Genomic DNA, 7,004 nt, shown 5'->3' with positions numbered 1-7,004 from the left:
CCGGAGAAAATGTCGCAAAAAGCCAAAATCCAGCAACTTTGTTTCAGGGGGTGGTGGGTCAAGACCCACCTTACGACCGCGCAGCGGGGGGTGCTGCGGCCTGGAACAGGGATTGTCTGAACAAATGGGCCACGGGTGTCGGGTTTTCCTCGGAGCGGGCCATGATCCCGACGGGGCCGATCGTTGGCTCCATGTTGATCGCCAACTTGACCAGCCGACCGGTCGCGATGTCGTCATCGACCACGCCTTGCGAGATGAACCAAACGGCCTGCGCCGACCCAAGCGCCATGGCCCGGCCAAAGGCGGCGGATGTGGTTTCGATCCGGTCGTCGAACAGGGCCAGCCCGGATGCGATCATCAGCCGTGCGACCAAGGGCCGGATCGCAGAGCCTTTGGGGGGGTAAATCACCGGGTGGCCCTTGATCTGATCCAGCCGCACGGCACCGGCAAGCGGATGGCCGGGGGCGGCGACGATCACTACTTTTTCTTCGTGCAACTGGGTGAATGACAGGTTTTTCATCGAATCCGGGCGGCCCATGCGACCCACGACAAGATCAAGCGCGCCACTGCGCAGGTGGTCGGTCAGGTAGGCATGCGGCCCTTCGAGCAGTTGCAGGACGGTGTCGGGGGCCGTGCGGCGAAAGATGTTCACGGCGGCGGGCAGAAGCCGGGCGGAGACGCTGGGCAACGCGCCGATCGTCAACATGCCGCCAGCGGTCCCAAGGCTGGCGATGCTGGTCAGCCCGCTTTGCAATGCGGCGGTGCTTTGTTCGGCGAATTGCAGAAATACCGCGCCTTCGGGGCGCAGGCGGACACCGGCGCGGCCACGGTCCATCAAGGTGACGCCAAGGATTGTTTCCAGATCTTTGAGGGTCTTGGACACGGCGGGCTGGGTCAGGTTGAGCATATCCGCCGCCGCCTTGAGGCTTTTGGCACGGGCAATGCAGATGAACGCCTCAAGATGGCGGAACTTGATGCGGCGGTCCATTTGGTTTCCAAAACTGATAACTAAAGCGGATGAAACGTCATTTTACATGCCTATTGGGAATGTGCAATTCTGTTTCACCGATAGGGGGATGTCATGAAAACGCAGGTAGCCATTATTGGTGGCGGCCCATCGGGGCTTTTGTTGGCGCAGCTTTTGCACAAGCGCGGGATTGAAAGCATCGTGCTGGAACGCAAGACCAAGGCCTATGTGCTGGGCCGGATCCGGGCCGGTGTGCTGGAACGCGGCCTGCTGGAACTGATGCGCGAGGCGGGGGTGTCCGCGCGGATGGATAAAGAGGGTTATGTGCATCACGGCGCGCTGATTTCCTACGGTGACGAGATGTTTCGTTTGAATTTCACCGAACACACCGGCCATGCCGTGATGGTGTACGGCCAGACCGAGGTGACGCGCGATCTGTATGCGGCCCGCGAACAATCCGGTGGCCCGATTGAATTCAATGTCGAAAATGTGGTCATTAACGATGCCGACACCGATGCGCCCTTTGTGACCTATGAGGTTGCGGGTGAAAGCCGCCGGATCGACTGTGATTTCGTGGCGGGCTGCGACGGGTTTCATGGCGTCAGCCGCCAGACCATCCCGCCCGATGTGCGCCGCGAATACGAAAAGGTATATCCGTTTGGCTGGCTGGGTATTCTGTCGGAAACGCCGCCGGTCAATCACGAATTGATCTATGCGACGTCGGACCGGGGATTTGCGCTGTGTTCGATGCGCAACGAAAACCTTAGCCGTTACTACATCCAGTGTTCGCTGGACGAAAAGGCCGAGGATTGGACCGATGAAGCTTTTTGGGACGAGCTGAAGCGCCGTATTCCCGCCGATCAGGCCAGGAACCTTGTCACCGGACCGTCGATTGAGAAAAGCATCGCACCGCTGCGATCATTCGTGACCGAGCCGATGCGTTGGGGCCGGCTGTTCTTGTGCGGTGATGCGGCCCATATCGTGCCGCCGACCGGGGCCAAGGGCCTGAACACCGCCGCGTCGGATGTGAATTACCTCTATCGTGGTCTGTGCGCATTTTACGAGACGGGCAGCACCGACGGGATCGACAGCTATTCCCAAACGGCGCTGGCCCGCGTCTGGAAGGTCGAGCGGTTCAGCTGGTGGTTCTCATCGTTGATGCATCAATTTCCCGATCAGACCGATTTTGACCGCAAAATGCAGTGGGCCGAGCTGGAATTCCTGCGCGCGAATGACGCCGCGCAGCAGGCGATGGCCGAAAATTACGTAGGGTTGCCCTATTGACGAAGGAATATAGCGATGAATGACCGCATAGCCATGGGCATGAAGGTTCGCCGTGAAGTTTTGGGCGATGCCCATGTCAACAAGGCCGAGGCCGCCAAGACCCCGTTTGATCTGCCGTTTCAGCAGATGATCACGGAAACCGCGTGGGGCAATCTTTGGGCGGACGACACGATCAGCCGCCGCGACCGGTCCATGCTGACGCTGGCATTGCTGGCTGCGACCGGTAATTTCGATGAAATCCCGATGCATGTGCGCGCGACCGCGAACACCGGCGCGACCCCCGACGATGTGATGCAGGCGTTTTTGCATGTGGCCGTTTATGCGGGCGTGCCAAAGGCCAATCACGCGATCAAACTTGCCAAACAGACCTATGCCGAGATGGAGGCGAAATCATGAGCGAAGGTTACATCAGGCGCGACCGTGACTGGCATCCGCCCGCGCTGCATACCGCATATAAAACCAGCGTGATGCGGTCGCCGCGTGCCGCACCCCTTTCATTCCCCACATCGCTCGGCGAAGAAACCGGGCCGGTTTTTGGTCATGACATGTTGGGCGCGTTGGACAATGATCTGATCACGAACTTCGCGCAGCCCGGTCAGATGGCGCTGGGGCCGCGCATCATCGTGCAGGGCCGTGTGCTGGATGAAAACGGGCGCGGCGTGCCCGGCGCCTTGGTCGAGGTGTGGCAGGCCAATGCCGGCGGGCGATACCGGCACAAAAACGAAAGCTATCTGGCACCGCTGGACCCCAATTTCGGTGGCTGTGGCCGGGTGATTACGGACGCCGAAGGCCGGTACGAGTTCCGCACGATCCAGCCCGGTCCCTACCCTTGGCCCAACGGCCCGAATGATTGGCGCCCGGCGCATATCCATTTTAGCGTGTTTGGTCAGGCCTTTGCGCAGCGGCTGATCACGCAGATGTATTTCGATGGTGATCCGATGATCTGGCAATGCCCCATTGTGGGGTCCATTTCGCAGACCGCCGCGATTGAAACGCTGATTGCCAAGCTGGACATGACCCAGACCATTCCGATGGATGCGCGGGCCTATCATTTTGACATCGTGCTGCGCGGCAACCGTCAGACATTGTTTGAAAACCGGCAGGAGGGCAGCTGATGAAATACCTCAAGGAAAGCCCATCGCAGACCGCTGGCCCCTATGTGCATATCGGATGCACGCCGAATTTTGCGGGCATCAGGATGTATGACGGCGATTTGGGCGCGACCATGAAACGCGGCCCGGTGCAGGGCGAAGAGATTGTCGTGACCGGAGCGGTCCATGACGGCATGGGTGCGGTGCTGATGGACGCGATGATCGAGATTTGGCAGGCGGATGCCGCTGGGCTTTATCCGTCCCCGCGCGAGGTGCGCGGCCGGGCCGACCCGAACTTTACCGGCTGGGGCCGCAGCGCCGGGAATCCCGAAACCGGGCTGTTTACCTTTGATACGGTCAAGCCGGGGCAGGTGCCGTGGCGTGATGGCACGTTGCAGGCCCCGCATGTCACGGTTTGGATTGTGGCCCGTGGGATTAACCTCGGGCTGCACACGCGGATGTATTTCGAAGATGAAACCGAGGCGAACGCGACTGATCCGATCCTGAAACGGATCGAACATCGCAACCGGATACCGACGTTGATGGCGCGCAAGACGGCCAATGGTGTCTATCGCTTTGATATCGTTCTGCAGGGCGTGGGCGAGACGATATTCTTTGATATCTAGGGCGTTGATCCGATGTCGGTGATCTGATCCAAAAGGGCCTGCGCGTGTCGCAGGCCGGTCCCGGTGGCGTTGGCCATCTGGGTCAGGGCCAGCCATTCCAATGTCCATGCGCTGCCGGACCGTTCCTGTTCGTGGATCAATGTAGTCGCCAATATCCCCTGTTGCCCCGCGACATAGCGCGCCAGCGTCACCAGCACTTCGGCGCGGATCGGGTTTTGTTTGTGCGGCATGGCCGAACTGCCACCGCCACCGACCAGCGTTATATCCGCAATGCCCTGCTGCGCCATCAGCGCGATGTCTTGGCCAATCTTGCCCAGTGCCCCCGCGGTCAGGGTCAGCCAATGGCCGAAACTGGTAAATGATGACCGGTCCGTGTGCCAAACCGGCCCGTCATGCGACAAGCCCAGAGTCTGGCCCAGCGATGCGGCGATCTGGTCGCCTTTGTTGTCCATGCCGGCGCGGTTGCCGACCGCGCCGCCGTATTGAATTTTGCCGATCTCTGCGCGCAGGGCGGGCAGGCGGGCCAGCGCGCCAGCCACCGGCGTGGTCCATGCGGCAAGCCTGTCGCGGGCGGTCATCAGGTACGCGGCCTGCATCCGGGTGCGGCCCATCAACGGATTTTCACCATGGGCGGCGGCAAGCGTGGCAAGCTGTTGCGCAATGGTTTGCAGCCGGGTTTCCATCAGGTCGGCGGCGTCCAACATGCAAAGCACCATGGCGGTGTCGATCACATCCTGGCTGGTCGCCCCGCGATGCACGGCGGCGGCACCGTCTTTTGCCGCAGCTTTGATCTGTCCGACAAGCGCCGGAACGGGGATGCCGTCGCGTTCGGTGCCAGCGGCAAGACCTGCAATATCGGGGGTGAATACGTCGATCGCGGCAAGCGCGGCACCCGCAGTGCCGGGTTCGACCAGACCCGTGTCGCGCAGTGCGATGGTCCAGGCCCGTTCAAACGCCACCATGTGCGCAACAAATTGCGCGCCCGAAAATGCACGGGTCACCGCGGGGTCGTTCAACAACGTGCCAAAGACGTCGGATTGGGGAAATAAATCAGCCATCTGCATATCGTCGCCGATTTTGGGCGGCGGTACAATTGGCTGTTTCTTTGGGGGCAGGCGGTTCCCTTTGCCGGTATATGCGCTATCTTTTGTCGCTCTTGCCACAAGAACGATGACAGGTCCCGCCGATGAAGACGCCCCTTGACCTTGCCCAACGCCAGGCTTTGCCCGACGCGCTGCGCGTGCTGATCGAACAATTCCCGCGTGATGCGTGGGAGCAGCACAAGAATTATTCACAGCTGATCGCATTCTGGCTGGACCGGCACCTGATGTTCCGGCGGTTGCTGGACCGGCTGAATACCGATGCCGAACAGGCGCTTGATACGCGCATGGACCCGATGAAATACAAGCAGGCGGTATCGCGGTTTGGCGGTATGCTGATCAATGAATTGCATGGCCATCACCAGATCGAGGACGCGCATTATTTCCCGGTCATGGCCAAACTGGATCAAAAGGTATCGGCCGGCTTTGACCTGCTGGACAAGGACCACCATGCGTTGGATGGGATTTTGGCCGGGCTGGCGAATGGGGCCAACGCGGTGTTGCAGGACACCACTGGCAAAAACGGGTTCCGCGACAAGACTGCCACGTTTCGGGCGCTGTTGGGTGGTTTCCAGCCCATGCTGAACCGGCACCTGATTGATGAAGAAGAGCTGGTCGTGCCGGTCTTGCTGAAATACGCGCCCGCCCAGTTGCAGTAATCCATCGCCCCCTTGCCTCTGTTCACTTCCCTTGGTCTAACACCCCAAAGCCAAAGGAAAGACATCATGGTTGATATCGCCACCCGCGTCTGGAACCACAAATGGAAGATAGACCCCATCGTGCGGTCGCTTATTGATACGGATTTCTACAAGCTGTTGATGTGCCAATCGGTGTTCCGCAACCACCCCACGACCCAAGTCACGTTTAGCCTGATCAACCGGACCAAAACGATCCGGCTGGCCGATATCGTCGATGAAACCGAACTGCGCGAACAGCTTGATCATATCCGGTCGCTGTCGCTGACCCGCGGGGAATCGACATGGCTGCGCGGCAACACATTCTACGGCAAACGCCAGATGTTCACCCCCGCCTTCATGGAGTGGTTCGAAAAACTGCGCCTGCCGCCCTATCATCTGGAAAAGCGCGACGGCCAATATGAACTGACCTTCGAAGGGTCGTGGCCCGAGGTGATGCTGTGGGAAATCCCCGCCCTTGCCGTCCTGATGGAGCTGCGCAGCCGCGCCGTCCTGCGCGACATGGGGCGGTTCGAACTACAGGTGCTTTACGCGCGTGGCATGACGAAACTGTGGGAAAAGGTCGAAAAACTGCGCGATATCCCCGACCTGCGGCTGGCCGATTTCGGCACCCGGCGGCGGCATTCCTATCTTTGGCAGGACTGGTGCGTGCAGGCCATGATGGAGGGGCTGGGCCATAATTTCACCGGCACCTCCAACTGCCGCATCGCCATGATGCGCGAGATCGAGGCGATCGGCACGAACGCCCACGAACTGCCCATGGTCTATGCCGCCCTCGCGAAATCCGACGACGCGCTGCGGCAATCCCCCTACGACGTGCTGGCCGATTGGCAGGACGAACACGACGGCAACCTGCGGATCATCCTGCCCGACACCTTCGGCACGCCGGGGTTTCTGGCAGGTGCGCCCGATTGGCTGGCAGGCTGGACCGGGATCAGGGTGGACAGCGGCGACCCCGCGACCGGGGCCGAGGTGGCGATCAACTGGTGGAAATCCCGCGGCGAAGACCCCCGCGACAAACTGGTCATCTTTTCCGACGGGCTGGACGTGGACAAGATCATCGAACTGCACACCCAATTCGCCGGCCGCGTGCGCGTGTCCTTTGGCTGGGGCACGATGCTGACCAACGACTTCAAAGGCCTGGTCAAGGACGACGCACTGGCCCCCTTCTCCCTGGTCTGCAAAGCGGTCGCGGCGAACGGCCACCCCACCGTCAAACTGAGCGACAACCCGAATAAGGC

General features: G+C 60.6%; 8 protein-coding genes. 6 read left to right on the top strand and 2 right to left on the bottom strand.

The window, feature by feature from the left end; genetic code table 11:
• Positions 1 to 70: 70 nt before the first annotated feature.
• A complete protein-coding gene (gene pcaQ, locus QZ196_RS16900; protein WP_296428510.1) occupies positions 71 to 988 on the bottom strand; it encodes a pca operon transcription factor PcaQ in 918 nt (305 codons plus the stop codon).
• 93 nt (positions 989 to 1,081) lie between these two features.
• Between pcaQ and pobA the strand changes: the two genes are divergently transcribed.
• From pobA to pcaG, 4 genes are read left to right on the top strand one after another with little or no spacing between them, the layout of a single operon-like run.
• Positions 1,082 to 2,251 carry a 4-hydroxybenzoate 3-monooxygenase gene (pobA, locus tag QZ196_RS16895; RefSeq protein ID WP_296428509.1) on the top strand — a complete coding sequence of 390 codons (1,170 nt, stop codon included), beginning with the start codon at positions 1,082 to 1,084 and terminating at the stop codon, positions 2,249 to 2,251.
• A gap of 15 nt (positions 2,252 to 2,266) precedes the next feature.
• Positions 2,267 to 2,647, top strand: a complete 381-nt coding sequence (pcaC, locus tag QZ196_RS16890; protein WP_296428507.1) for a 4-carboxymuconolactone decarboxylase — start codon at positions 2,267 to 2,269, stop codon at positions 2,645 to 2,647.
• Complete coding sequence (gene pcaH / locus QZ196_RS16885; protein ID WP_296428504.1) at positions 2,644 to 3,366, top strand: protocatechuate 3,4-dioxygenase subunit beta; 723 nt, start codon at positions 2,644 to 2,646, stop codon at positions 3,364 to 3,366. The genes pcaC and pcaH overlap by 4 nt, the downstream gene beginning before the upstream one ends.
• A complete protein-coding gene (pcaG, locus tag QZ196_RS16880) occupies positions 3,366 to 3,968 on the top strand; it encodes a protocatechuate 3,4-dioxygenase subunit alpha (RefSeq protein WP_296428502.1) in 603 nt (200 codons plus the stop codon). Before pcaH ends, pcaG begins: the two co-directional genes overlap by 1 nt.
• Here pcaG and QZ196_RS16875 read toward each other — a convergent pair.
• Complete coding sequence (locus tag QZ196_RS16875) at positions 3,965 to 5,026, bottom strand: 3-carboxy-cis,cis-muconate cycloisomerase (protein WP_296428501.1); 1,062 nt, start codon at positions 5,024 to 5,026, stop codon at positions 3,965 to 3,967. The genes pcaG and QZ196_RS16875 overlap by 4 nt on opposite strands.
• 128 nt (positions 5,027 to 5,154) lie before the next feature.
• On the opposite strand from QZ196_RS16875, the gene QZ196_RS16870 reads away from it, so the two are divergent.
• Both QZ196_RS16870 and QZ196_RS16865 read left to right on the top strand, forming a co-directional pair.
• Positions 5,155 to 5,727: a hemerythrin domain-containing protein gene (locus tag QZ196_RS16870; RefSeq protein WP_296428500.1), complete on the top strand. Its 573-nt coding sequence runs from the start codon at positions 5,155 to 5,157 to the stop codon at positions 5,725 to 5,727.
• A gap of 66 nt (positions 5,728 to 5,793) precedes the next feature.
• Positions 5,794 to 7,004, top strand: a 1,211-nt coding sequence (locus QZ196_RS16865; protein WP_296428499.1) for a nicotinate phosphoribosyltransferase, incomplete at its 3' end; no start/stop codon positions are given.

The sequence above is a fragment of the Yoonia sp. genome (genome assembly GCF_017854565.1).
Classification (GTDB): Bacteria; Pseudomonadota; Alphaproteobacteria; order Rhodobacterales; family Rhodobacteraceae; genus Yoonia.
Note: the sequence above shows the minus strand (reverse complement) of the source record. Positions and strands in the feature narration are given on the sequence as shown.